This is a genomic window from Flagellimonas sp. S3867 (assembly GCF_014698935.1).
Lineage (GTDB): Bacteria > Bacteroidota > Bacteroidia > Flavobacteriales > Flavobacteriaceae > Flagellimonas.
In genome coordinates, this window is sequence record NZ_JACVMN010000001.1 from 1,700,159 (window position 1) to 1,723,999 (window position 23,841).

Below are 23,841 nucleotides of genomic sequence, written 5' to 3' on the forward strand. Positions count from 1 at the left end.
TACTTTTAAGACAAAGCAGCCAAATTTGGCTACGAACCCACTTTCCGTGTTCGTAGATAAAATTTTCCAATTCATATGTTAAAACCTCGGGTTGATATATTCCCTAACAAGACCATGGAGTCGAAAATTAACTTTGTTGGAAAATTAAAATGATTGTTATGAAAAAAACAGCATACTATACCAAACAAGTAGTGGTCTTAGCTAGCTCCATAGTTCTTTTTGTTGGTTGTTCCACAGACGATAGCGAGGAAGACTTGGGAAATTGGATTAATAGATCAGTATTTGATGGAAGCCCAAGAAGTGGCGTAGCAGGATTTACAATAGACAATATAGGTTACATGGGTGTAGGTTATGACGGTGATGATTACCTGAATTCATTTTGGGCTTATGATATGGAAGGTGATTTTTGGTCACAAAAAGCAAATTTTTCAGGCTCACCTAGAAACGCAACTGTTGGTTTTCAAATCGACGGAAAAGGATACATTGGGTCTGGATATGATGGCGTGGATGAACTCAATGATTTTTACACCTACGACCCGGCTACCAATTCTTGGTCGCAAATAGCCTCTATTGAATCAACCAAAAGAAGGAGTGCCGTAGCTTTTTCAGCAAATGGGTTCGGATATTTTGGAACAGGTTATGATGGTGAGAACGATCGGAAGGATTTCTGGAAATATGACCCTTCCGCTGATGTTTGGACAGAACTGGAGGGCTTTGGAGGTAACAAAAGAAGGTCGGCCACAACCTTTATTATAAATGGATTAGTGTATTTGGGCACAGGTATTTCCAACGGTGTTTATCTTGATGATTTTTGGGTTTTTGATCCATCCACAGAGGATTGGACTAAAAAGACAGACTTGGACGATGAGGATGACTATAATATAGAAAGAAGTAGTGCAGTAGGGTTTTCCATTAACGGATATGGGTATATCGCTTGTGGTGAAATAAACGGAGCAACAACATCGGTTTGGGAATATGACCCTTCTACTGATACTTGGGAAGCCAAAACCAATTTTGAAGGTTCTTCAAGACAAGATCCCATAGTATTTTCGAATGCCTCAAAAGCGTTCGTGGGACTTGGACGTACCGGTAGTCTCTATTTAGACGATTTAGATGAGTTCTTTCCTTTCGATGAATACGATGAGGAAGATTAATTTTTCATAGTGAGTAGTTTGTTGATTTTGACAGTAGATGGGCCAGATTCTAGCGACTGGCCCATTCACAAAACTTAAAAAGGCATGATAAAATTTTTAAGAAATTTAGCCTATTCTGTACTTGGCATACTGGTATGCCTTGTCCTATTCAAAACCCAATTGCCCAATACAACCAAAGAGAACACTGAAATACGTACTGAAATAATAACAGTTGAGCATGGGTATGGCTATCAAATCTTAATAGGGAAGAAATTATTGGTCAAGCAGCAATTTATTCCCGCCATAAACGGTGAAGTTGCCTTTCAAACCCGTAATGATGCTAAAAAAATTGCCGATTTAGTTAAATGTAAGTTGATAAACAGATTAAATCCCGAAGTTAGTTTGAAAGAATTGGTCAACTTAAATATCCAGACATGGAAATGTCAGCCAGATATATGGTTTTAGAAAAGAAACATATCAATCAATTTCTAATCCATTTTTTTCTATGGGCCTCATTCTGCACTTTTTTTCTTTCCCCGTACATATTTGAAATTAGAAGGGTCCCTGAAGGCTTGCATGTTCGATTTATATCGATTATGGTTCTTTTCTATGCAAATTATTTCTTTTTAGTCCCAAGAATATTGCTTAAAAGAACCACGTTGACTTATGTCGTGGTCTGTCTTTTATTGATTTCCTTGATTGGGCTTGCCATCAATTTGAGCTACCCACCAAATCCTTCTAGATTTCTGGAGTATTCCGCAAAACCCGCTTTACCATCGGAGTTCCCAAAACCATATCTGGACAGGGTTTCTAGAATAAGGCAAAATCCTTTTTTCAATCAATTGCTAATAATGGCAATTTTGAGTGCCCCTCTATTTGCAAGTGCATTATTGCGAGTTTATATAGAATGGAGAAAAAACGAAGATTTAAGAAAAAAAGTCGAGAACGAAAAAACCCACTCCGAGCTCCAATTTTTAAAAACGCAGCTGAACCCGCATTTTCTTTTTAATTCTTTAAATGCCATTTATTCCCTGTCGGCCAAAAACTCCAAAGATACCTCCGAAGCCATCATCAATCTTTCTGAGCTAATGAGATACATGTTGTACGAAGCAAATAAGAACTTGGTCCCCCTTAGAAAAGAGCTAGAATACATAAAGAACTACGTTAAATTACAAAGGTTACGTTTGTCAGACAGCATCAACGTCAAACTCAAAATTTCTGGTGAAGACAGGAATAAAGTCATTCCTCCCTTACTTTTCATCTCATTTATTGAGAATGCCTTTAAGTATGGAACAGATTATGAAGGAAGAACTTATGTACAAATAAACCTTTCCATAGAAAATGGGTCTATACATTTCATGGTAGAAAATAAAATCGGCCCTTATACAAAGCAAAAGGGGAGTTCTGGAGTGGGTTTAGAAAATGTGAAAAACCGATTAAATCTGTTATACCCGGAATCCCACGAATTGGAGGTGGCCAATAACGGTGAAACCTATACCGTGATTTTGAATCTTTATCTATAAAAAAAGGAAGTATGACCTGTATAATAATTGATGACGAACCATTGGCAATAGATGTCTTGGTTGACTACTGTAAAAAGATGGATTTTATCCAACTGGAAGGCACCTTTACAAATCCATTGGAAGCCATTTCAATCATTAAAGAGAAAAAGCTCGACTTAATATTCTGTGATATTGATATGCCTCAGATAAGTGGGATTGATTTTATAAAATCCCTGGACAATAAGCCCATGTTCATTTTTACTACTGCTTACTCCCAATACGCTGTTGAAGGGTTTAATTTAAATGCTGTTGATTATTTGGTCAAGCCCATACCCTACAATCGTTTTATTAAAGCCATTTCCAGAGCACAAGAAATTCTAAGCTATAAAAAGAAGCCCGCGGACAGCAATGTGTTCCCATCTCATGGTGAAACAAACGAATCACAGAATTACATTTTCGTAAAAGCAGAATATGAAAGTATTAAGATAAACCTTAACGAAATCGAATACATTCAAGGCTTAAAGGACTATTTAAAGGTTCATATCGCGGGATCCAACAAGGCCATACTTACCTTGATGAGCTTCAAGGAAATTTTGGACAAACTTCCCTCAAACCAGTTTTTAAGGGTTCATAAATCGTTCGTAGTAAATGTGACTTGTATTAAAACGGTACAACGAAATAGAATCGTAATCAACGATGTAAGAATTCCCATTGGTGAAAGTTACAAAGTAAGTTTTTTCAGTATGCTGGGGTTATAATCTTCCTTCGGGATGTTTAAGGAGTTGTTTTCAAACTACCTCAGCAACTACAAAAGTACTGCCTCCCACATATATCAGATCATTTTGGTGTGCTTGTGCAAGTGCTGCCTTATATCCATTTTCAACTGTGTTGAAAACCTCTCCTTTTAGTCCAAATCTCAAAGCTTCACTCCATAGTTTTTCCGCTGCCAATCCTCTAGGGATATTTGGTTTTACAAAGTAATATTCAGCTTGTTCGGGAAATAGAGCCAAGACCTCATCCAAGTTTTTGTCATTTACAAACCCTAGTACAAAATGCACTTTTTGTGGATTATAATCAGCTATCTGCTCCAGCACAATTTGTAATCCTTCTTTATTATGAGCCGCATCACATACAATTTTTGGATTTTCTCCAAGTACTTGCCATCGCCCTAAAATACCTGTGTTTTTTACACAATTTCGAAGTCCTTTTTTTATATGACTTTCTTGTATCTCATAATCATTCAATTGACCTATGGTAGCTACAACACCTTTCATGTTTTTTTTCTGATAAGACCCTAGCAAGTCCGTTTCATGGTAGTTTTGGGCCAATTGATCTGCAAACACAATCTCACTTCCTTTTTGGGCAGCAATAATTCTAAAGATCCCTTCTGTTTCTTGCTGTGTTTCACTAATAACAACTGGGATGCCTTTTTTAATAATTCCGGCCTTTTCCAAAGCGATTTTTTCCAAGGTATCCCCTAAAATCTGTGTGTGGTCCAATCCAATATTGGTTATAAGGGAAACCTCCGGAGTAATAATGTTGGTAGAATCCAATCTTCCGCCCAAACCGACTTCAATAATTGCAATATCCACGTTTTCATTTGCAAAATAGGAAAATGCCATTCCTACTGTCATTTCAAAAAAGGAAAGTGCATTCCATTCCAAAAATATCTTGCGTGTCTTTATAAACTTCGTTACAAATTCTTCAGGTACTGGAATACCATTTATTTTGATTCGTTCCCGAAAATCTTTGAGATGTGGAGAAGTATACAACCCTACTTTGTAACCAGCTTCTTGAAGGATGGATGCCAACATATGGCTGCTTGAGCCTTTTCCGTTTGTGCCCGCAACATGAACACTTTTGAACTTTTTATGTGGATTACCGAGCTGTTCGGTAAAGGCAAGAATATTATCCAACTTATTTTCAAGAGCTTCCGGTCCTTTTTGCTGATACATTGGAAGTTGTTTAAACATCCAATCCAAAGTTTCTTGATAAGTCATAGGATTATTGTCCTAACTTAAAGTTGACAACCACAAAACCAGTCTGCTGTGATGGGGCTTTGGAATCCAGATTCCATTTATGAAGAAATGCAGTTTTTCGTGCTGGTTCGAGCAAGCAAGGAGCATTGTTGGTTGTCCCTTTAACTCCAGGAGTTGCCTGAATTACCTTTCCATTTCTATCTACAACGATTCGTACCACCACCCGGCCATCTTCATTGCACTCTTGTTGCACTTTTCCCTTACTGACCAAGGAACGTCCATTAAGTCCATATCCACCTGTTCCGCTTCCACTACCGGGACTTCCGTAATAGCTTGTTGCGTATGGGTCTCCATCGGGGTTTCCTTTGTCTCCTGCCCTATTATCGTCTCCTTCACTACCGGTTGTTGTGCCGTCGGATTTTCCGATTCCCCCAATTAAGGCGTCCAAACTTTTCTTTTTCGCTTCTTGTTCTTGTCTTTTTCGGTTTTCAGCTTCTTTTTTTTCACGAGCTACGCGTTCTGCTTCTGCTTTGGCTTTTTTTGCTGCTTCGTCCGCTTTTCGTTTTGCCTCTTTTTGTTGATTGATTTTAATGGTTTCTTCGTTTTCCGAAGTCAAAACCTTTTCTACAGGTTCTTCCGGAGCAGTTTGCTTAGGCACAACTTGTTCTTGTACCTGCTCCACCGGTTTTGGCTCAACCTTTTTGGGTTCGGAACGCACTTTTTCTTTTGGTTGAACCTTGCCACTTCCGAAATCCATAGTTCCAAAATTAATGGCAATGCCATTCTCTATGGGCGGATCCATATATGTCATTCCAATATAAAAAAGCAATAGCAATAGCACGCTTAACAGTAGAGTAGTAAGCGTGAAAGATTTTTTCTTGTGTCTCGTATCTAAAAATGACATTATTTTGGCCGCACGGCCAAGATAACCTTATAACTGTTCCTGTTGGCGATATCCATAACATTGACCGCTTCTTTAATGGCCACATTTTCCTCCGCCCTTAGGATAATTGTAGGCTTTTCTTGTCCTTCAAGTGCCTTTTTTAATTCAATTTCAATGTATTCTTTACTTATCTGTTCGTTGTTCACAAAATACTTCAAGTCTTTATTAATGGTAACTGAAACATTTTGTGTGTTGGTGGATTTTCCTTTTGCCTTTGGCAATAATAAATCCAACGCATTCGGTGCGTTCGAAGTCAGCATAAAGAATACCAATAACAAAAACACAATGTCTGTCATTGATGACATGCTAAACTCTGGACTAACCTTATTTCTTCCTTTCAATTTCATATGGAAACTCTAAATGGGCTCGTTCAATAAATCCAAAAATTCCACGGCATTGGCCTCCATTTTATGCACCACTTTATCTGTACGATTAACCAAATGGTTGTAGCCAATGTAAGCGATGATTCCCACAACCAATCCGGCCACAGTGGTTGTCATTGCGGTATATATTCCCGATGCCAATGATCCCATTTCAGCTTGACCACCACTACTCGCCATTTCATGGAAAGCTAAAATCATACCAATTACGGTTCCTAAAAATCCAATCATTGGTGCAGCGCCTGCTACTGTAGCTAAAACACTAACGTTTTTTTCCAATTTATAGACCTCGAGGGTTCCTGCATTCTCTATTGCAGTGTTGATATCATCCAGTGGTTTTCCAATTCTGGACACTCCTTTTTCTGTTAATCGAGCCACCGGAGAATCAGTTTGCGCACAAAGAATTTTGGCGGCATCCAACTTACCGTTCATGACATGATCACGAATTTGGTTCATAAAGTTCTTGTCGATTTTAGAAGCTGCTTTTATCGCAAAAATGCGTTCAAAGTAAATGTAAAGCGCAACAAAAAGAAGCACAAAAAGTACCGAAATGATCACAACACTTCCGGTACCACCGTTAACAATCAAATCAACAACGGAAAGGGTTTTTTCTTCCGAAATGGATGCACCTATTTCGGCCCCTTCTTCTAAATCTTGAAAAGTAATCATATAAAATCCCCAATTAAAGTTGCAATAATAACGGAGATTTTTGAGCTAAAGTATTTTTTAGAAGAAATATCGCATCATGACAAAGCAAATAGCTCCCGCAAGGAATCCGATAGCCGCTAACCATGCTATTTTCTTGAGATACCAGAAGAAGTCAATTTTTTCCATTCCCATGGCAACAACACCAGCTGCCGAACCAATAATCAACATACTACCACCCGTTCCTGCAGAATAGGCTATAAAATGCCAAAGTGGGTTATCAATGGGTTCAGAAAACATTCCTAAACTTGCTGCAACCAAAGGTACATTATCTATTACAGCAGAACCAATACCAAGAATAATTACTACTAAATCTGAAATCTCAGTTCCGGGAAGTTCTGTGCCCAATAATCCCACACCCTGTTTCAATCCTTCAGCAAAATTGAACAATAGGCCTAAAGATTCTAGTGCGGCAACTGCCATTAATATTCCCAAGAAAAATAGAATACTGGGCAATTCAATCTTTGTCAAAGCACTATGAACAGGACTATGGTGTGCTTCTGCATCGCTTTCTAGATCAACGGATGATATTGCAATTTTTGAACTACTATATATCTCTGCAAAAGTAGCTACTACAGCCAAAGATAACATCATACCAACATAAGGAGGCAAATGGGTAATGGTCTTAAAAATCGGCACAAATACAATTGCGCTTAACCCTAAATACAACATTGTTGCCCCAAACTTCGTTTTGGCCGGAGCCACTTCTTCCGCTTCAATTTCGCCTTTAAAAGCGGGTAAAAAAGAAGCAATAAAAGTAGGGACCAGCATACAAACAAGGGAAGGAATAAGCAAGTATCCAATCAATTTGGTGGTGGTTACCTTATTGCCGATCCAAAGCATGGTGGTGGTAACATCACCGATTGGCGACCATGCACCTCCAGCATTGGCGGCAATGATAATCAAACCTGCATACCAAAGTCTATCATTTCTTACTTTAACTATTTTTTGAAGAATCGATATTAAAACAATGGTTGCTGTAAGATTATCTATAATTGCCGAAAGTATGAAGGCCAGAAAGGCAAAAATCCAAAGAATCCTTTTTTTACTTCTAGTTTTTACAAAAGATTTTATAGTAGCAAATCCATCAAAATAATCAATGATTTCGACTATGGTCATGGCCCCTAATAAGAAAACCAAAATTTCGGATGTCTTCCCTAAATGATGCAACAAGGTTTCCTCCAGCATGTGCATCTTATCTTCATGACCCAGTGCAGAAAAACCTTCCATTAATGCATGTTTTCCTGAATCAAACCAGGTAGTAAAACCATCAACACCAAAAGCCATTAAAGCCCAGAGAATGGCCATCATGGCCAAAGCAGGGATAAGCTTGTCAATTTTAAGATTATGCTCTAAGGTAATCGCAAGATATCCTATTACAAAGATGGCAATGAGGAGGGTTTCCATATGAGTTGGTTATTTAGTTGAAAAATATTTTGTTCAGTAGCAGTCTGTGCTAAAGATATTCAAAATGACTTTTTAAACATAATGTTCTTTTTTAAAAAAATTAAAAACACGAATCTCGTCATATATAGAGCAAACAATATTAAATCATTCTCATTTTTTACATATATTCTTTAATAATATCGTATCATAAAGCTATATTTGTACTCCATTTTTATCTATTTCTCAGTTTTATGGAATTCACACTTACCGAAGAACAATTATTGATACAAGAATCGGCAAAAGATTTTGCCCAAAACGAACTATTGCCAGGAGTCATTGAGCGCGATGATGCCCAAAAATTTCCAAAGGAATTGCGAAAAAAAATGGGAGAACTTGGCTTCATGGGCATGATGGTAGATGAAAAATATGGGGGCAGTGGACTAGGTACCCTCGCCTATGTATTGGCCATGGAAGAATTATCGAAAGTAGATGCTTCCGCTTCAGTTATGGTATCTGTGAACAATTCTTTGGTGTGCTGGGGACTGGAAGCATTTGGCACCGAAGAGCAGAAAGAAAAGTATTTGACCCCATTGGCATCAGGTGAGATTATCGGAGCCTTCTGTTTATCTGAACCCGAAGCTGGCAGTGATGCCACGTCTCAAAAAACGACGGCAATTGACAAAGGGGACCACTACCTTTTGAATGGAACCAAAAACTGGATTACCAATGGTGGAATAGCCGAAGTATATCTTGTAATAGCCCAAACCGATGTTGAAAAAGGACATCGTGGTATAAATGCGCTTATCGTAGAACAAGGAATGAAAGGTTTCGAGATTGGACCCAAGGAGAATAAATTGGGTATCCGTGGAAGCGATACCCATTCTCTATTGTTCACTGATGTACAGGTGCCTAAAGAAAATCGTATCGGTGAAGATGGTTTTGGATTTAAATTTGCCATGAAAACCCTGGCCGGTGGTCGAATCGGAATCGCGGCACAGGCATTGGGAATAGCTGCCGGAGCATATGAACTCTCAAAAAAATACGCAAAAGAACGCAAAGCCTTCGGAACGGAAATCGGAAACCACCAAGCCATAGCGTTTAAACTTGCCGATATGCATACCAAAATTCAAGCAGCACGCCATTTGGTCTACAAAGCCGCTTGCGATAAAGATGCTGGTAACGACTATACTCTTTCAGGAGCAATGGCCAAACTTTATGCTTCTGAAGTTGCCATGGAAACCGCGGTAGAAGCCGTACAAGTGCATGGGGGCAATGGTTTCGTTAAAGATTATCATGTGGAACGATTCATGCGTGATGCTAAAATCACTCAGATTTACGAAGGAACTTCGGAAATCCAGAGAATTGTTATCTCAAGAAGCATATTAAAGGATTAAGTTTTTAATTTTTATAAAGCCTCCCTATTTATTTGAAGGGATCAGCTCCAATAAATTACGTTTTATGGCGTCATACCCCTGTATTTTAGAATCAAATCAATTTAATTGATCAATTTCTTTCCTTACCCCCTCCTTTGAACTTGTAAATCATGATTCAGACATCTCCATTTATGAGAATGATAATTTAGCATCGCTCAAATTCTCATTTTGCACATTTTTTAACCTTTCCACCAAAACGTTGATGATTTAATTGCAATTGATTGAAAACCTTATAATTACTACATCAAAAATGATATTTTTGAGTAAATATCACAATGATGAAGTTAGAGAAACAAGGTTTATACCTACCCGAATTTGAACATGACAACTGTGGTGCAGGCTTTATTTGTAGCCTAAAAGGAATAAAATCCAATGACATTATACATAAAGCCCTTGAAATTCTGGATAAACTAGAACATCGAGGAGCAGTAAGCGCCGATGGTAAAACTGGTGATGGTGCCGGTATCCTAATAGACATTCCACATGATTTCTTCACCGATGTATGCGAATTCGATTTACCTGAGGCCGGAGAGTATGCTGTCAGTAATGTGTTCTTGCCTCAAAAAGAAAATCAACGAGAGTTCTGTATATCAGAGCTTGAAGAAAATATAGAAAACCAAGGGTTAAAACTTCTAGGATGGCGAGATGTTCCTGTGAATCGTTCTGTTCCGGGAAGAATAGCAGCAGAAACCGAGCCTTTTGTAAAGCAGATTTTTGTTGGCAAGACCGACAAATTAACCGAATTTCAGTTCAATTTAAAGTTATTTATCGCTAGAAAAATAACTGAGCATAAAATCATAAAAAGCAAGCTTTCACAGAGTCAATTCTTTTATTTACCTAGCCTTTCTACCAAAATAATCATCTTTAAAGGTCTTTTGGTACCACAAGACATCAGCAGATATTATCAAGATCTATTGGACCCCCGTGTGGTAACCCGTTTGTCTCTGGTACACCAAAGATTCTCAACTAACACCTTCCCTACATGGGATTTGGCACAACCCTTTAGGTACATGTGCCACAATGGAGAAATCAATACCCTTAGAGGTAATGTTTCCCGTATGAGGTCTAGGGAAGAGCTTTTAGAAAGCGATTGGTTTGGAGAGGAGATCAAAAAAATACTGCCAATAGTATTGCCGGGCAAATCGGATTCAGCCAGCATGGACATGGTCGTAGAACTTTTATTGATGACAGGACGTTCACTCCCTGAAGTAATGATGATGTTGGTGCCTGAAGCTTGGGAAAAAAATACCGAAATGTCAGAATCCAAAAGGGCATTTTACGAGTACAATTCATGCGTAATGGAACCATGGGATGGACCCGCTTCAATTCCATTTACCGATGGAAACTACATTGGAGCCGTTTTGGACAGGAACGGATTGAGACCATCCCGTTATTCTGTAACCAAAAAAGGATATGTTATCATGTCTTCCGAAACGGGGGTAGTGGATTTAGAACCTGAGGATATTGAATTCCATGGTCGATTGGAACCAGGAAAAATGTTCTTGGTAAATATGGAAGAAGGCCGCATCATAAATGACGAAGAAATCAAGGAGTCTATTGCAAAAAAACACCCCTATAAAAAATGGTTGAAGAACAACCTGGTACATCTTCGTGACATTCCTTATAATGATTGCCCCGTTTTTTATGGAGAATTCCCTCTAGAAACCAGAAGGTCGGCATTCGGGTACACCCTTGAAGACATCAATACCATTATTTTACCGATGGCAAAAAATGGTAAAGAGCCTATTGGCTCCATGGGATCTGATACTCCTATTGCCGTATTGTCTGAAAGGCCACAACTGATCTACAATTACTTTAAACAGTTATTTGCCCAGGTAACCAATCCACCATTGGATGGGATTCGGGAAGAATTGATTACAGATATCAGTTTAACATTGGGTAGTGATAAGAATATTTTTGAGACAACCGAACAACACTGTAGAAAATTAAAAATCCAGAACCCGGTAATTTCTAAAGAGGATTTGGACAAGATAAAAAATCACGATGCCAGTCCAGATTACAAGGTCGTTTCCATTTCTATTCTTTATGAAATAGCAAAAGGACACAATGGACTGGAAGAAGCACTTGAATCCGTCTTGCAGCAAGCTTCGGATGCAATTGACCAAGGAACCAATATCATTATCCTTTCCGATAGAATGGTAAGCTCGGAAATGGCAGCTATTCCAGCGCTTTTAGCGTGTTCCTTTGTTAACAGCGGACTCAGAAAAATGGGTAAGCGCTCAAAACTGAGCATTATTGTGGAATCTGCAGAACCAAGAGAAGTACATCACTTTGCACTATTATTCGGTTTTGGAGCAAGTGCAATCAATCCATATCTCGTAAATGAGATTATTGGAGAACAGATTGAGGAGAACGATATTACAGAATACACCTTTGATGAAGCCATTAAAAACTATAACAAAGCCATTGGTAAAGGCATTTTAAAGGTGATGAACAAAATTGGAATCTCAACCTTGAATTCTTACCGAGGTTCCCAATTATTCGAATGCATTGGTATTAATACCAAAGTGGTAGACAAATACTTTCCCAATACCCCAACACGTATTCAGGGAATAGGTTTGTATGAGATTGAAAAAGAGGTAGCAAGACGCCACAAAAAAGCATTTAAAACCCAGGAATTAGCAGCCAACCTCGACATTGAGATTGGCGGAGAGTACCGCTGGCGAAGGGATGGAGAAAAACACATGTTTAATCCATTGACAATCGCCAAGCTTCAAAAATCGGTACGCAATAACGAGCCGGATACTTATAAAGAGTATTCCGATTTGGTGAATAAGCAGTCCAAAAACTTAATGACCATTAGGGGCTTGTTCGAATTTTCGAACTACGACCCTATTCCTATTGAGGAGGTGGAACCTTGGACTGAAATCGTAAAACGATTCAAAACAGGGGCCATGTCCTACGGAAGTATCAGTAAGGAAGCCCATGAAAATCTAGCGATTGCAATGAACCGAATTGGAGGAAAAAGCAATTCGGGAGAAGGCGGTGAGGATTCGGCTCGTTTCTATAAAAACCAAACCGGTGACTGGAAAAACAGTGCCATCAAGCAAGTTGCATCGGGAAGGTTTGGAGTTACATCAAACTATTTGACCAACGCGCAGGAGATTCAGATTAAAATGGCCCAAGGGGCCAAACCAGGAGAGGGAGGACAACTCCCGGGTCCAAAAGTAAATCCTGCTATTGCCAAAACTAGAAATTCTACTCCCTATGTTGGGTTGATTTCTCCACCTCCACATCACGACATCTATTCCATTGAGGATCTCTCACAGCTTATTTACGATTTAAAATCGGCCAATAGAGAAGCAAGAATCAATGTAAAATTGGTTTCGGAAGTCGGCGTGGGAACAGTGGCCGCAGGTGTATCAAAAGCCAAGGCGGATGTTATCCTTATTTCAGGTTTTGACGGCGGAACCGGGGCATCACCTTTAACTTCATTAAAGCATGCGGGGCTTCCTTGGGAACTAGGAATAGCCGAAGCACAACAAACCTTGGTGCTAAACGATTTAAGAAATAGAATCACTCTGGAATGTGATGGACAATTAAAAACAGGTCGTGATGTTGCCATAGCTTGTCTGCTTGGAGCAGAAGAATTTGGTTTTGCAACCGCACCTTTGGTCGCATCAGGTTGTATTATGATGCGGGTATGTCATCTAAATACCTGCCCGGTGGGTATTGCAACACAAAATCCAGAACTCCGAAAAAAATTCAAGGGAAAACCTGAGCACGTGGTCAACTATATGTATTTCGTGGCTCAAGAGTTGCGAGAAATCATGGCCAAATTGGGCTTTAGAACCATTAACGAAATGGTCGGACAAGTTCAAAAGTTGGATAGAAAAAAGGCTGTTGAACATTATAAAGCTGCCGGTATAGACCTAAGCCCAATTCTCTATCAGGTAGATGTTCCAAAAGGAACGAAGTTCTACCATACGGCAGACCAAAAGCATCATATTGAAGACTCCATCGAGTTTGACATTATTGCTAAAGCACATCCGGCACTTTTCCGAAAGGAAAAAACCGCTTTGGATTTCCCAATTCATAACACGGACAGAGCTGTTGGAGCCATTATCAGTAATGAAATTTCTAAAATTTATGGAGCAGATGGACTCCCAGAGAACACCTTAAAGCTGAACTTTACCGGTTCGGCAGGTCAGAGTTTTGGGGCATTCGGCACCAAAGGACTTACCATGGTGGTCAACGGAAATACTAATGACTACCTGGGCAAAGGGCTTTCAGGAGCCAAACTGGTCATAAAAGTACCGGATAAGTCAACCATAAAACCTGAGGATAATATCATCACTGGAAATGTCACATTGTACGGAGCCACCTCTGGCGAAGCCTATATTAATGGTAAAGCAGGTGAGCGTTTTTGTGTCAGGAATTCTGGCGCTAAAGCCGTGGTTGAAGGTATTGGAGATCATGGGTGTGAATATATGACCGGTGGAATTGCCGTTATTTTAGGGTCTGTAGGCAGGAATTTTGGAGCTGGTATGAGCGGTGGAATTGCCTACGTTTATGACAAGGACAAAACTTTCGAAAAAAGATGCAATGGTGAAACCTTAAATCTGCTTGCTCTTGAAGAGGATAACGATATCATTCAACTCAAAAAACTTATCGAAAATCATTACAACGCCACATTGAGTCCGTTGGCACAGGAAATCCTTGAAAATTGGGAAAAATGCCTGCCGAAGTTCATAAAGGTATTCCCAGAAGAATACCGGCAAGCCTTGATTCGATTGGAAAAAGAAAAATTACAAACCTTATAATTTGAGCCATGGGAAAGACGACTGGATTTATGGAATTTGACAGGAAGGATGAAGCCTATGCACCTGTTAAGGAACGAATCAAAAACTATAAGGAATTTACACTTCCATTAAAAGAAAGTGAATTAAAAAACCAAGGTGCCCGCTGTATGGACTGCGGCATCCCTTTTTGCCACAGCGGTTGCCCACTGGGAAATTTGATTCCGGATTTTAACGATGCAGTTTATCGGGGTAAATGGGAGAAAGCAACAAAAATATTGCATTCCACCAATAACTTTCCAGAGTTTACAGGAAGGTTATGTCCGGCTCCCTGCGAGGAGGCCTGTGTCCTTGGAATCAACGAAGACCCGGTCTCCATAGAAAATATAGAAAAGAACATCGTTGAAACCGCTTTTAAAAATGGTTGGATACAACCTGTTCCTCCATTAAAGAGAACGGAAAAAAATGTTGTTATCGTTGGTTCAGGTCCTGCGGGATTAGCTGCAGCGCAGCAGTTAAATAGGGCTGGACATACAGTTACTGTTCTGGAACGCGATGAAAAAGTTGGTGGATTGCTGCGATATGGGATTCCAGATTTTAAAATGGAAAAGAGCATTATCGACCGACGTTTGCAAATCATGGATAATGAAGGAATTATATTTAAAACGGGAGTACATGTAGGTGTCGATGTTAAGGCAAATGAGCTTCAAGAAGAATATGATGCCATTGTACTCTGCGGAGGTGCAACAGTAAGAAGACAACTTCCAATACCAGGTGCTGATTTGAAAGGTGTTGTTCAGGCCATGGATTTTCTTCCCCAGAACAATAGAAAAGTTGATGGATTACCGTACCAAGGTGAAGAACTAACCGCCAAAGATAAAAAGGTCATTGTTATTGGGGGAGGTGACACAGGTTCAGATTGTATTGGAACCTCTATAAGACATGGTGCTGATTCAGTAACCAATTTTGAGATTATGCCAAAATCAACTCCTCAGAGACCTGCAGATCAACCGTGGCCATTTTGGCCTATGCGATTGCGCACAAGTACATCGCATAAAGAAGGAGCTGAACGTGTATTTAGCATCGCTACCAAAAAATTTGTCGGTGATGATAAAGGAAACCTGAAAGGCTTGGTTACGTCAGAGGTTGTTTGGGAAAAAGTACCAGGACAACGCCCTGTACTCAAAGAAGTTGAAGGAAGTGAAAAAGAGTGGGAATGCGACTTAGCACTTTTAGCCCTGGGATTCACAGGTTCTGAAACTACAATCACCAATCAATTGGGATTAGAAATGGATCCTCGTACAAATATTAAAGCATCGGTTAAAGATTATAAAACGAATGTGCCTGGTGTTTTTGTAGCAGGAGATCAAAGAAGGGGGCAATCATTGATTGTTTGGGCTATATCTGAAGGAAGGGAAGCGGCTTACTATGTAGATGAATTTTTAATGGGCAAATCAAATTTACCATTAAAGGGAGAGGGAGATTTACCGAGAATCTAATACTAATATTACCAACCTACCATAAAAAGGCTCCCGTGAAAATTCATTGGGAGCTTTTTGCTTTACAAAGGTCAAAGTTCTTCAAAACCTAATCGGAGAATTGTTGAGCCCGTAATTTCATTTTAAGCTCTATGCATATGGAACAGCTCTCGCAATCTGAATTAAAACATTTAATTAGTTATTCTTCATTTTTTCAATCATTCTCCGAATGTCACCGCTTCCCTTAAAAGCAATAATCGCTGTTACAACAATATACCATATTAATATAACCGCGCTCAACAATGTCCAAAACCAGTGTTCCATAATTATTTTATTTTCTAATAAGCAATTTTAATTTCGACCCAAGTATCATTGCCACTGCGGTCGCGAAATAGGTGGCAACACCAAATTTATAAGGTCCTATTTTAAGTATCTCCGTTTGGGTAGCATCCAATTCCTGTAAAATAAGGTAGGATATAGGAATTATCCCTCCAACCGCTATACTTGCAATTGCACCCCAATTGTTAGCTGGTTTCCAATAACAAGCGGAAATTAACAACACACTCATGCTGGATAAATAAATTGTTCCTGTTACCTGAAGATATACCCACAAATCTCCTTTCAAAGGATACCATAATCCATACAGTAGTAAAAACACACCAATTATGGCAATCAAAATCCGGTTCCATAACAGTCCTTTTTTATCTGACCACAAACCTTTGTGAATGGGTTTCATAATATCATTATAGATCACAGAGCTCCATGCAATCATGTATGATGAATTGGTGGACATGTCGGCCGCCAGCATGGCAGCTATCAAAATTCCGATAAGTCCAACCGGAAGTGCTTTAGCCAAAAGATTTGGCATAGCCAAAATGGCCTCTTCATTCACAAATAGCTGTGTTCCAAAATAATGTAAAGCGGCAATTCCCAATATTGCCGGTATAGTAAATCGCACCAAAAGGAAAGGCGAAGTGCCTATAAAAATACGTTTGGCAATCTTGGTATTTTTAGCCGATAGCACTCTCGATATTATTGTCTGCCAAGTCAATACAGCTGCAAAAGCTACCAAAACATCAAGCAGAATTTTATCAATACCATATGTTTCACTTGCAAAAGGGTTATATGCCTGAGATCCCAAGGAATCATCAAGGCTTTGCAACATATTGAACCAGCCAAAATCAACCACTAGCAGCAATACCACAGCAATCAACCCAATACTCATAACCACGAATTGGATATAATCTGTTATGAAGACAGATATCATTCCTCCGAGAATGGTATAAATCGCAACGCCTAAAAGAATAAGGGTCATTACAACTTCCAAATAACCGATTTCAAAACCACACACAATGGTCAAAAAGATTCCGGCCTGTCTAAGAAATACGCCCATATTCAGCAATCCTCCCAAAACAATCACCACTCCACTGGCCCAACGAACCTTTGTTCCAAATTTGTTGGCAAAGAGTTCGGGTAAGGTCACTACTTCCCTATCCCGTAAAGGTTTAATACAAAAGCCTGTCCAACCAACAATAAACATGGCAAATGCCAATGCTATTCCAGGGGTAATTCCGGCAAATCCGTATTTGTATCCTAATTCAGCATTGGCCATACAGGTTGCAATACCGAATTCAGTAGCGGCTAGTGAGGCAATTCCCAAATAAAGGTCAACGCTCCTGCCTGCTACCAAAAAATCATTTAAATTTCTGATATATCTTTTTACCCATAAACCAGCAGTAATTGTACCGATAAGGTAGACCAATACAATTGTTCCATCTACTAAGAGGTCAAAATTGGTCATTTAAGCTTCTAAAAGGTCAACAACTATCTCTTCTAATTTTCCGACCACTATTTTGGTGATTCGCTCCCCTTTCTCTTTGGAAGCATGGGTGGGATCTCCATACACCCCATTTGAAGTCATTTTTTTGATTGAACGGTACAGAGAAACTTTTGGGCCTTTTAACATGTCTCCTATTGCCCAGGAAAAAGTGCTTGAATGTTTCCCTTTTTCCAATTTATCCAAATGTACCAGATGAGGCGCTATCAATAACAACAGGGAAGTTTCAAATTCACCGGCATGACCTGTCCCATTTGGCCCACTTTCATTCAGGGCGGAAAATTCTTTGTCTCCCAATTTCCACCAGGTAACCAGCACCAAGTTAATTTGTGAAAAACGATAGCCAAGTTTCTCCACTAAAACTTGACCTACCCCTTGATTTCCACCGTGACTGTTCAATAAAATAATATTCTTAAAACCGTGTTTTACCACCGAGGTGACAATATCCTCCACTTGTTTGATAAACGTTTCATGACTTAGTGTCAAGGACCCTGAAAAATCCATATGGTGTTCGGAACAACCAACACTTACAGTTGGCAACAACAATACTTTTTCGGGGATTTGCTTATGCAACGTACGAGCAAAATGCTCCCCAATCATGCGATCTGTCGCTATTGGAAGGTGCGGCCCATGCTGTTCTGTTGCCGACAACACCAAGACCAAGGGAATCTGTTTGTCCAGTTGCCCAATTTGTGTTGAAGTCAATTCGTCGTAAATCATCTTTTAATTTTTAACGGCCCACATTTCCACTTCGACCAATAAAGTCATCAATAAACCAGATTCTACAGCTGTACGGACAGGTTTCGGGTCTTGAAAGTAGTGTTTGTACACTTCATTGAACCTTGGCCAATCGTTAATGTCCTTTAGGTAAACATTTACCTTGAACACATTTTGTAAGGAACAACCCGCTGTGGCCAATTGTTGACTACAGTTATCCAAAGTATATGCGGTCTGATCTTCAATAGTATCACCAATTACATTACCTTCTTTATCTATAGCTGCTTGACCAGAAATAACCACCAGTTTTCCGGGATTAATCTCCAAAACCGGAGAGTAGGGACCCGCTGTTTTATGCTGTCCTGCACTTTTTGGAAGGTTTTTACCAATTTTAGAAATGCTGTTCTCTTCTTGCAATAAGGGTATATAACCTGTGAAACCACATATTTTCCAAACACCATTCACTTTTCTGCATCTGTACAACGTTTGCCAATCGGTGTTGATTTCTGTACCGTCTTTTTGTTTTATCGGACCGTAAAATTTTTTATGTAAAAGCGCAAAATCATCTTTTATTTCTATTTGCTGCAATATGGTTACCCTATGTAGTGCGTCTTCTTTATCTTCGACCAAATCAAGTTGGCCGAATTCTTTGGCCTGTTTTAACCATTCTTCTTGATATGATTCCAGACTTGGGTATTTGAGTTCCCATGTATCAATATTATGCTGTTTTCCGGCATCAATTCCAGTAAAACCATCAACTACAAAATCATTTGCCACCATTTCCCAATCTTGTCCCACAAAGGCTTTGATATCTCTTTCCACTAACATTTCCCAGATATACGCTCTATCCTTATCGTCTGTGAACGGGTTGTTTTTCATGCTTTAAACTCTTTTTGATTTGTCTGATAATCCCTGATAGCATCCCTATCGGGTTCTACTCCAAGTCCATTGCCCTTTGGAAGGTGCACAAACGGGGGTTCCATTTGCAAGGGTTCTTTTAATAGATCATGCTCTCGTATCAATCTTCCGAAAATATCACTTGGCCAAACACATGATTCTGCAGCGGCCGCAGAGTGCACATACATGGCTTCCATAATACCGAGGTCTATTTCCGATCCATGCCAACAGGGAAGCTCAGCAGCGACCGCAATATGGTCCAATCGTTGAAAATTGGCCAATCCACAATTAAAATTGAACCCATCTACCGCTTCTTGCCGAATGGCCTGAATGCTGTCTTTTATTCGTTGACCATGAAGTATATATGGCAATGAAACATGCAGTACGATAGGAATGGAACTGTATGCTCTTAATTTTGCGTACTCATTTAATTGCCATCTGGGGATGGGATCTTCTAAACAGAGAACGTTTCCAACCTCGGACAATCCATCTAATCTTTTTTTTGTTTCGTAAGCATGGTTCCACCGTTCGTTAGGGTCCAGAATAACTTTCATTTCAGGTGCTGCATCGGCAATAGTCTGGCACCAACCTACTACATCATCTTCTAGATCGGTCTTGAATTTTAAACAGTCATAGCCCATTTTTTGAAATTTGAATGCCAAATCCTTAATATCATTACTCCGACGGTGACTGGACCAGGCTCCAACCTTAATTTTGTCTTTGACAGGTCCGCCCAACAAATCAACTACCCTTAGATCTTTTAATTTTGCGTAGGCATCCCAAATTGCACACTCAAAACCATCATATTCCCTACTAAAAACAAAGGGTAATTTTTGAAGTATCAAATTTTCTATATCAACATTCAATAATTGCTGGCAAATTTCCTCTACAACATTCCAATTATGACCTCGATATAGTTCTCCCCATCCTATTATTCCGTTGCTCAATTCAAGTTCCACCAATAGTTTAGGAATTTGATCAAACTGCATGCTCCACCCCGATTTGGCGCCTACAGGCAGTTTATGCAGCGGTTTATTTATTCCATCGCTCTCAATAGTTCCCGCATGGGTTGGCACTTTTACTTCGTAAAGATGAATATGTACTATTTTCATTGCTTTGTTTTATTCCCCAAAAAACTATTTCCATACAACAAGTTCGTAAAGCCTCCATCCACTATAAGGGTTTGACCTGTAATGGATCTTGCCAAATCTGATAACAAGAACACAACGGCATTGCCACAGTCACGAGGGGATATGAAGTGTTTTAAGCTTTGATATTCATCTCGTTGTTGTTCTTCCCATTGCTTGGGATTATCTGACCATGTCGCAATGGCTTCTCTACCCTGTTCTGAATCTACGTACCCAGGAGCCACTGCATTGCATCGAATTCCATACTCCCCAAGTTCTACAGACATGCCCCTGGTAAGCCCCTCTACTGCCATTTTTGCACTTGAATAAATTGCATGGTTTAAGGTAGTAGCGTGTGCATGTACTGATGATATATTTACCAAATGACCAATTTGATTATTGGCGATAAGTTGGTTGGCAAACGCTTTGGCCATCAACCAAACTCCTTTAACATCTATATTATATAATTGATCAAACTCTGATTCGGTTGTGTTATGTGCTCTTTTCCGTAATCCAATGCCAGCGTTGTTGACAAGACCGTGTACAACACCATATTCTTTGTTGATAAAAGCGAACATATCATCAACTTCATTGGGGATACTAACATCACAGGGAACTCCAATAGCGTTCGGGTATTTTTCAAGAGCTTCATTAATTTTTCCGCTATCCAAATCATTTATTATTATCTGTCCCCCCGACTTAGCTATTGCTTCACATATTCCAGCTCCAACACCAATTCCTGCTCCTCCGGTGACCAAATATCTTTTACCTGAACAATCTATTTTCAGCATGTTCCTTTGTTCTATTTTTTCTTTTATTGAGAAAACCTCAATACGTTGCCCTTCCTCCAGAAAGATCAAACACAAATCCAGTATTAAAGCTTGCCTCCTTAGATACTATCCAACAAGCTAGGGCTGCCGCTTCTTCTGTAGTACCCAATCTTCCCATCGGTATTTTAGAGGTCATATATGCTATCATTTTAGGGTCGGTATCCTGGTTCATAGGGGTTGAAATTACCGCAGGTGCGATACCGTTAATGGTAATTCCTGTATCGGCATATTCCTTTCCCGTGCCCTTGACCAAACCCATCATACCAGATTTGCTGGCCGCATAACCAACCATTCCCGGGTTTCCTTCTTTACCTCCAATGGATGTAAAATGTAATATTCTACCATAGTTTTGCTTAATCATCTGAGGTAGTACAGCTTTTGTAACAATAAATGCCCCCGTTAAGTTAACTTCAAGAACTTTTTGAAAATCCTGAAGGGAATAGTCCAAAATCTTGGTTGCCGATGGTCCAACTATACCCGCAGTATTAACCAAAATATCTAGGCGACCACTTTGCTCAATAACCTTCCCAACAATATCAAGTATTTCATTTTCTTCGCAAATATTAGCGGTATAAATTGATGCATTTAATCCAATCTGTCCGAACTCCAACTTACATTGTTCGAGGTCTTTCTCCAAAACATCTATTATATAAACATAAGCGCCTTCCAATAAGAGTCGCTCAGCTACTTTTTTCCCAATACCCCGGGCACCGCCAATAACTATGGCTACCTGATCTTCAAACCTTTTCATTTTGATATATAAATCTCTTTTAACAGATTATTGAAGGAATCTTCACCTACATTATTCCATATTTTTTAAATGCTTCAACAGCAGGCATTCCATTTTCGATTGCCCTTTGAACCACTTTCTCTCCTTTGGCCTTTTCCAAGGCTGCCTCAATTACATTTTTTTCAATTTTTTGAGGGATAATACAAACACCATCAATATCTCCGAAAACAATATCTCCCGGTTCAATTCGAACCCCTTGAATCTCTATGGGAACTCGAAAATCAATAACCTTTCCTCTTGGTCCCTGATCTTGAGCATAGCTGCCATACGAAAAAGTTGGAAAATCCAACTTTAAAATACCTTTGGTATCTCTTGAGTATCCATCCACAACTGTACCCATGGCGCCACATTGCATTGCTCTACTACTCATTAATTCGCCCCAAAGCGCATATGTAGGGGATGATCCGGTACAGATATATACCTCATTTTTCTTTAAATCATCCAAAGCTTCCAACATCAAACCAAATGGCTTGGACATTACCGGATTGTTCAGATTCTCAGAACTTTCGTTATAACAGTCCGCCTCCAAAACAGGCATGGCACGGCCAACTAAAATCATATCTGCTCGCAAGGGTTGAATCTGGGGAGGTAAAAACTGATGTAAAAAACCCATTTTGTCCATCACATCTCCAATCACCGCCGAAAATAGTTCCTTCTTCATTTGAGCAAATAGCTCATCGTCACTCATAAGATCCATACATTTTTAACATTTAAACAAAGGAAAAGTAGTTAAATTAAGAATTGCCTTGTTGTTTTAGATTAAAATTCCATTAATAGTTTTATTTCAGCTACTAAATTCTCAACAAAAAACGATACAAAATCAATAATGAAGGTATTTTTATGGTATTTTGATTGCAAAATTATTATTCTTGGAATCACTAATGCAAAAAATTAAGTGGAAGTATATCGTTTTATCAATCTTGAATGAAAGCTAAACTCGTAGATCGCAGTAATCCGTTAAACCAATCATTTAGCACTAGTTATTTGGATGAAAAATATTTCTTTAAGGTATGGCATTATCATCCAGAACTAGAATTGGTAATTATACTTGAAAGCAAGGGAACACAATTTGTTGGTGATAGCATTGAGCGGTTTAAAGACGGTGATGTTCTTTTAATTGGTAAAAATTTGCCACACCTTATGCTTAACGACATTGAGTACTTCGAAGATGGGTCCATGCTTCCTGCCAGGGCCATAGTAATTAATTTTGAGCGCTATTTTACCGGCAACACCTTTCTTTCTTTACCAGAAATGAAATCAATTAATACATTTTTAAGCTTAAGTGAGCGAGGCATCAAATTCTCAGGACCGATTAAACAATATGTACGGGAAATGGCTCTCACCATATTGTCTTCAAAAGGCTTTGAACGTATACTTCTATTTATTAAACTATTACATACAATTTCAAATACTTCAGAATATAGATTACTGTCTAGTGCTGCTTTTTCAATTTCGGTTGGTAACATTGAAAAAAGTAGAATGGGAAAAGTCTATGATTATGTCATGAACAATTTTGATAAAGCAATCAGTCTTAAAAAAGTTGCTGAAATTGTTCATATGAACCCTACTGCTTTTTCAAGATATTTTAAGCAAAATCACAAGGAAAATTTCACACAGTATGTCAATGAGGTTAGGATTAGGTTTGCTTGTAAGCTGCTATTGGAAAAAAAATTAAATGTTTCAGAGATATGTTATAGGGCTGGCTACAATAATATTTCAAACTTCAATAGGCAATTTAGAATAATCAAAGGAGTATCTCCAAAGGAGTACATTAGATCATATACCCCACTTAGCACAAACAAAAAGCAATAGTTATAAAACAAAAAAAGGCCCTTTACATGTGTAAAGGGCCTTCAAGGAAGGCGGCGACCTACTCTCCCACTTGGTATAGCAGTACCATCGGCGCAAACGGGCTTAACTTCCCTGTTCGGAATGGAAAGGGGT

20 protein-coding genes and 1 rRNA gene are annotated in these 23,841 nt (G+C 39.2%); 8 read left to right on the forward strand and 13 right to left on the reverse strand.

Annotation, left to right across the window (positions count from 1 at the left end; genetic code table 11):
* Positions 1-158 precede the first annotated feature (158 nt).
* The 4 genes from IAG46_RS07635 (at position 159) to IAG46_RS07650 (ending at position 3,393) form a co-directional block, all read left to right on the forward strand.
* Positions 159-1,154, forward strand: coding sequence for a kelch repeat-containing protein (locus IAG46_RS07635; protein WP_190809696.1), 996 nt, complete (start codon positions 159-161; stop codon positions 1,152-1,154).
* A gap of 84 nt (positions 1,155-1,238) precedes the next feature.
* Positions 1,239-1,598: a DUF4907 domain-containing protein gene (locus tag IAG46_RS07640; RefSeq protein ID WP_190809697.1), complete on the forward strand. Its 360-nt coding sequence runs from the start codon at positions 1,239-1,241 to the stop codon at positions 1,596-1,598.
* Positions 1,568-2,656 (forward strand): sensor histidine kinase, encoded by a 1,089-nt coding sequence (locus IAG46_RS07645; protein WP_223826602.1) that lies wholly within the window; start codon positions 1,568-1,570, stop codon positions 2,654-2,656. Before IAG46_RS07640 ends, IAG46_RS07645 begins: the two co-directional genes overlap by 31 nt.
* A gap of 11 nt (positions 2,657-2,667) precedes the next feature.
* On the forward strand, positions 2,668-3,393 hold the full coding sequence (locus tag IAG46_RS07650; RefSeq protein WP_190809698.1) for a LytTR family DNA-binding domain-containing protein: 726 nt from the start codon (positions 2,668-2,670) through the stop codon (positions 3,391-3,393).
* 30 nt (positions 3,394-3,423) lie between these two features.
* Here IAG46_RS07650 and IAG46_RS07655 read toward each other — a convergent pair whose 3' ends face one another.
* From IAG46_RS07655 to nhaD, 5 genes are read right to left on the reverse strand one after another with little or no spacing between them, the layout of a single operon-like run.
* Positions 3,424-4,635 (reverse strand): folylpolyglutamate synthase/dihydrofolate synthase family protein, encoded by a 1,212-nt coding sequence (locus IAG46_RS07655; RefSeq protein WP_190809699.1) that lies wholly within the window; start codon positions 4,633-4,635, stop codon positions 3,424-3,426.
* A gap of 4 nt (positions 4,636-4,639) precedes the next feature.
* The gene (locus IAG46_RS07660) at positions 4,640-5,518 is read right to left on the reverse strand and encodes an energy transducer TonB (RefSeq protein ID WP_190809700.1); all 879 of its coding nucleotides are present in this window, start codon (positions 5,516-5,518) and stop codon (positions 4,640-4,642) included.
* Positions 5,518-5,904 (reverse strand): biopolymer transporter ExbD, encoded by a 387-nt coding sequence (locus tag IAG46_RS07665; protein WP_190809701.1) that lies wholly within the window; start codon positions 5,902-5,904, stop codon positions 5,518-5,520. Before IAG46_RS07665 ends, IAG46_RS07660 begins: the two co-directional genes overlap by 1 nt.
* 9 nt (positions 5,905-5,913) lie before the next feature.
* Positions 5,914-6,606, reverse strand: coding sequence for a MotA/TolQ/ExbB proton channel family protein (locus IAG46_RS07670; RefSeq protein ID WP_190809702.1), 693 nt, complete (start codon positions 6,604-6,606; stop codon positions 5,914-5,916).
* Positions 6,607-6,663: 57 nt separating this feature from the next.
* Positions 6,664-8,049 (reverse strand): sodium:proton antiporter NhaD, encoded by a 1,386-nt coding sequence (nhaD, locus tag IAG46_RS07675; RefSeq protein WP_190809703.1) that lies wholly within the window; start codon positions 8,047-8,049, stop codon positions 6,664-6,666.
* 230 nt (positions 8,050-8,279) lie between these two features.
* Between nhaD and IAG46_RS07680 the strand changes: the two genes are divergently transcribed.
* The 3 genes from IAG46_RS07680 to IAG46_RS07690 all read left to right on the forward strand — a co-directional run bounded on the left by IAG46_RS07680 (position 8,280) and on the right by IAG46_RS07690 (position 15,720).
* The gene (locus tag IAG46_RS07680) at positions 8,280-9,422 is read left to right on the forward strand and encodes an acyl-CoA dehydrogenase (protein WP_190809704.1); all 1,143 of its coding nucleotides are present in this window, start codon (positions 8,280-8,282) and stop codon (positions 9,420-9,422) included.
* Between the two features lie 317 nt (positions 9,423-9,739).
* A complete protein-coding gene (gene gltB, locus IAG46_RS07685; protein WP_190809785.1) occupies positions 9,740-14,245 on the forward strand; it encodes a glutamate synthase large subunit in 4,506 nt (1,501 codons plus the stop codon).
* Positions 14,246-14,253: 8 nt separating this feature from the next.
* Positions 14,254-15,720 (forward strand): glutamate synthase subunit beta, encoded by a 1,467-nt coding sequence (locus tag IAG46_RS07690; RefSeq protein WP_190809705.1) that lies wholly within the window; start codon positions 14,254-14,256, stop codon positions 15,718-15,720.
* Positions 15,721-16,030: 310 nt separating this feature from the next.
* Here the strand turns inward: IAG46_RS07690 and IAG46_RS07695 are convergent, their stop codons facing one another.
* From IAG46_RS07695 to IAG46_RS07725, 7 genes are read right to left on the reverse strand one after another with little or no spacing between them, the layout of a single operon-like run.
* Positions 16,031-17,500 (reverse strand): sodium:solute symporter, encoded by a 1,470-nt coding sequence (locus tag IAG46_RS07695; RefSeq protein WP_190809706.1) that lies wholly within the window; start codon positions 17,498-17,500, stop codon positions 16,031-16,033.
* Positions 17,501-18,256, reverse strand: coding sequence for a creatininase family protein (locus IAG46_RS07700; RefSeq protein WP_190809707.1), 756 nt, complete (start codon positions 18,254-18,256; stop codon positions 17,501-17,503).
* 3 nt (positions 18,257-18,259) lie between these two features.
* Positions 18,260-19,132, reverse strand: coding sequence for a RidA family protein (locus IAG46_RS07705; protein WP_190809708.1), 873 nt, complete (start codon positions 19,130-19,132; stop codon positions 18,260-18,262).
* Entirely contained in the window at positions 19,129-20,262 is a 1,134-nt protein-coding gene (locus IAG46_RS07710; protein ID WP_190809709.1) for a mandelate racemase/muconate lactonizing enzyme family protein, read from the reverse strand. Before IAG46_RS07710 ends, IAG46_RS07705 begins: the two co-directional genes overlap by 4 nt.
* Positions 20,259-21,068, reverse strand: coding sequence for an SDR family NAD(P)-dependent oxidoreductase (locus IAG46_RS07715; RefSeq protein WP_190809710.1), 810 nt, complete (start codon positions 21,066-21,068; stop codon positions 20,259-20,261). The genes IAG46_RS07710 and IAG46_RS07715 overlap by 4 nt, the downstream gene beginning before the upstream one ends.
* 37 nt (positions 21,069-21,105) lie before the next feature.
* Positions 21,106-21,858 carry an SDR family NAD(P)-dependent oxidoreductase gene (locus IAG46_RS07720; RefSeq protein WP_190809711.1) on the reverse strand — a complete coding sequence of 251 codons (753 nt, stop codon included), beginning with the start codon at positions 21,856-21,858 and terminating at the stop codon, positions 21,106-21,108.
* A 46-nt stretch (positions 21,859-21,904) separates the two neighbouring features.
* Positions 21,905-22,585, reverse strand: a complete 681-nt coding sequence (locus IAG46_RS07725) for an RraA family protein (RefSeq protein ID WP_223826603.1) — start codon at positions 22,583-22,585, stop codon at positions 21,905-21,907.
* Between the two features lie 236 nt (positions 22,586-22,821).
* Here IAG46_RS07725 and IAG46_RS07730 point away from each other — a divergent pair, with 236 nt between their 5' ends.
* On the forward strand, positions 22,822-23,709 hold the full coding sequence (locus tag IAG46_RS07730) for an AraC family transcriptional regulator (RefSeq protein WP_190809713.1): 888 nt from the start codon (positions 22,822-22,824) through the stop codon (positions 23,707-23,709).
* 45 nt (positions 23,710-23,754) lie between these two features.
* Here IAG46_RS07730 and rrf read toward each other — a convergent pair.
* Positions 23,755-23,841, reverse strand: a 5S ribosomal RNA gene (gene rrf / locus IAG46_RS07735); the annotation flags it as partial.

What these genes read in the sequence shown, in the direction of transcription:
- IAG46_RS07650 (WP_190809698.1), top strand. Translation starts at nt 2,668, where the DNA reads ATGACCTGTATAATAATTGATGACGAACCATTGGCAATAGATGTCTTG.
- IAG46_RS07690 (WP_190809705.1), top strand. Translation starts at nt 14,254, where the DNA reads ATGGGAAAGACGACTGGATTTATGGAATTTGACAGGAAGGATGAAGCC.
- gltB (WP_190809785.1), top strand. Translation starts at nt 9,740, where the DNA reads ATGAAGTTAGAGAAACAAGGTTTATACCTACCCGAATTTGAACATGAC.
- IAG46_RS07655 (WP_190809699.1), bottom strand. Translation starts at nt 4,635, where the DNA reads ATGACTTATCAAGAAACTTTGGATTGGATGTTTAAACAACTTCCAATG.
- nhaD (WP_190809703.1), bottom strand. Translation starts at nt 8,049, where the DNA reads ATGGAAACCCTCCTCATTGCCATCTTTGTAATAGGATATCTTGCGATT.
- IAG46_RS07635 (WP_190809696.1), top strand. Translation starts at nt 159, where the DNA reads ATGAAAAAAACAGCATACTATACCAAACAAGTAGTGGTCTTAGCTAGC.
- IAG46_RS07665 (WP_190809701.1), bottom strand. Translation starts at nt 5,904, where the DNA reads ATGAAATTGAAAGGAAGAAATAAGGTTAGTCCAGAGTTTAGCATGTCA.
- IAG46_RS07700 (WP_190809707.1), bottom strand. Translation starts at nt 18,256, where the DNA reads ATGATTTACGACGAATTGACTTCAACACAAATTGGGCAACTGGACAAA.
- IAG46_RS07720 (WP_190809711.1), bottom strand. Translation starts at nt 21,858, where the DNA reads ATGAAAAGGTTTGAAGATCAGGTAGCCATAGTTATTGGCGGTGCCCGG.
- IAG46_RS07645 (WP_223826602.1), top strand. Translation starts at nt 1,568, where the DNA reads ATGGAAATGTCAGCCAGATATATGGTTTTAGAAAAGAAACATATCAAT.
- IAG46_RS07705 (WP_190809708.1), bottom strand. Translation starts at nt 19,132, where the DNA reads ATGAAAAACAACCCGTTCACAGACGATAAGGATAGAGCGTATATCTGG.
- IAG46_RS07695 (WP_190809706.1), bottom strand. Translation starts at nt 17,500, where the DNA reads ATGACCAATTTTGACCTCTTAGTAGATGGAACAATTGTATTGGTCTAC.
- IAG46_RS07730 (WP_190809713.1), top strand. Translation starts at nt 22,822, where the DNA reads ATGAAAGCTAAACTCGTAGATCGCAGTAATCCGTTAAACCAATCATTT.
- IAG46_RS07725 (WP_223826603.1), bottom strand. Translation starts at nt 22,585, where the DNA reads ATGAGTGACGATGAGCTATTTGCTCAAATGAAGAAGGAACTATTTTCG.
- IAG46_RS07670 (WP_190809702.1), bottom strand. Translation starts at nt 6,606, where the DNA reads ATGATTACTTTTCAAGATTTAGAAGAAGGGGCCGAAATAGGTGCATCC.
- IAG46_RS07680 (WP_190809704.1), top strand. Translation starts at nt 8,280, where the DNA reads ATGGAATTCACACTTACCGAAGAACAATTATTGATACAAGAATCGGCA.
- IAG46_RS07660 (WP_190809700.1), bottom strand. Translation starts at nt 5,518, where the DNA reads ATGTCATTTTTAGATACGAGACACAAGAAAAAATCTTTCACGCTTACT.
- IAG46_RS07640 (WP_190809697.1), top strand. Translation starts at nt 1,239, where the DNA reads ATGATAAAATTTTTAAGAAATTTAGCCTATTCTGTACTTGGCATACTG.
- IAG46_RS07715 (WP_190809710.1), bottom strand. Translation starts at nt 21,068, where the DNA reads ATGCTGAAAATAGATTGTTCAGGTAAAAGATATTTGGTCACCGGAGGA.
- IAG46_RS07710 (WP_190809709.1), bottom strand. Translation starts at nt 20,262, where the DNA reads ATGAAAATAGTACATATTCATCTTTACGAAGTAAAAGTGCCAACCCAT.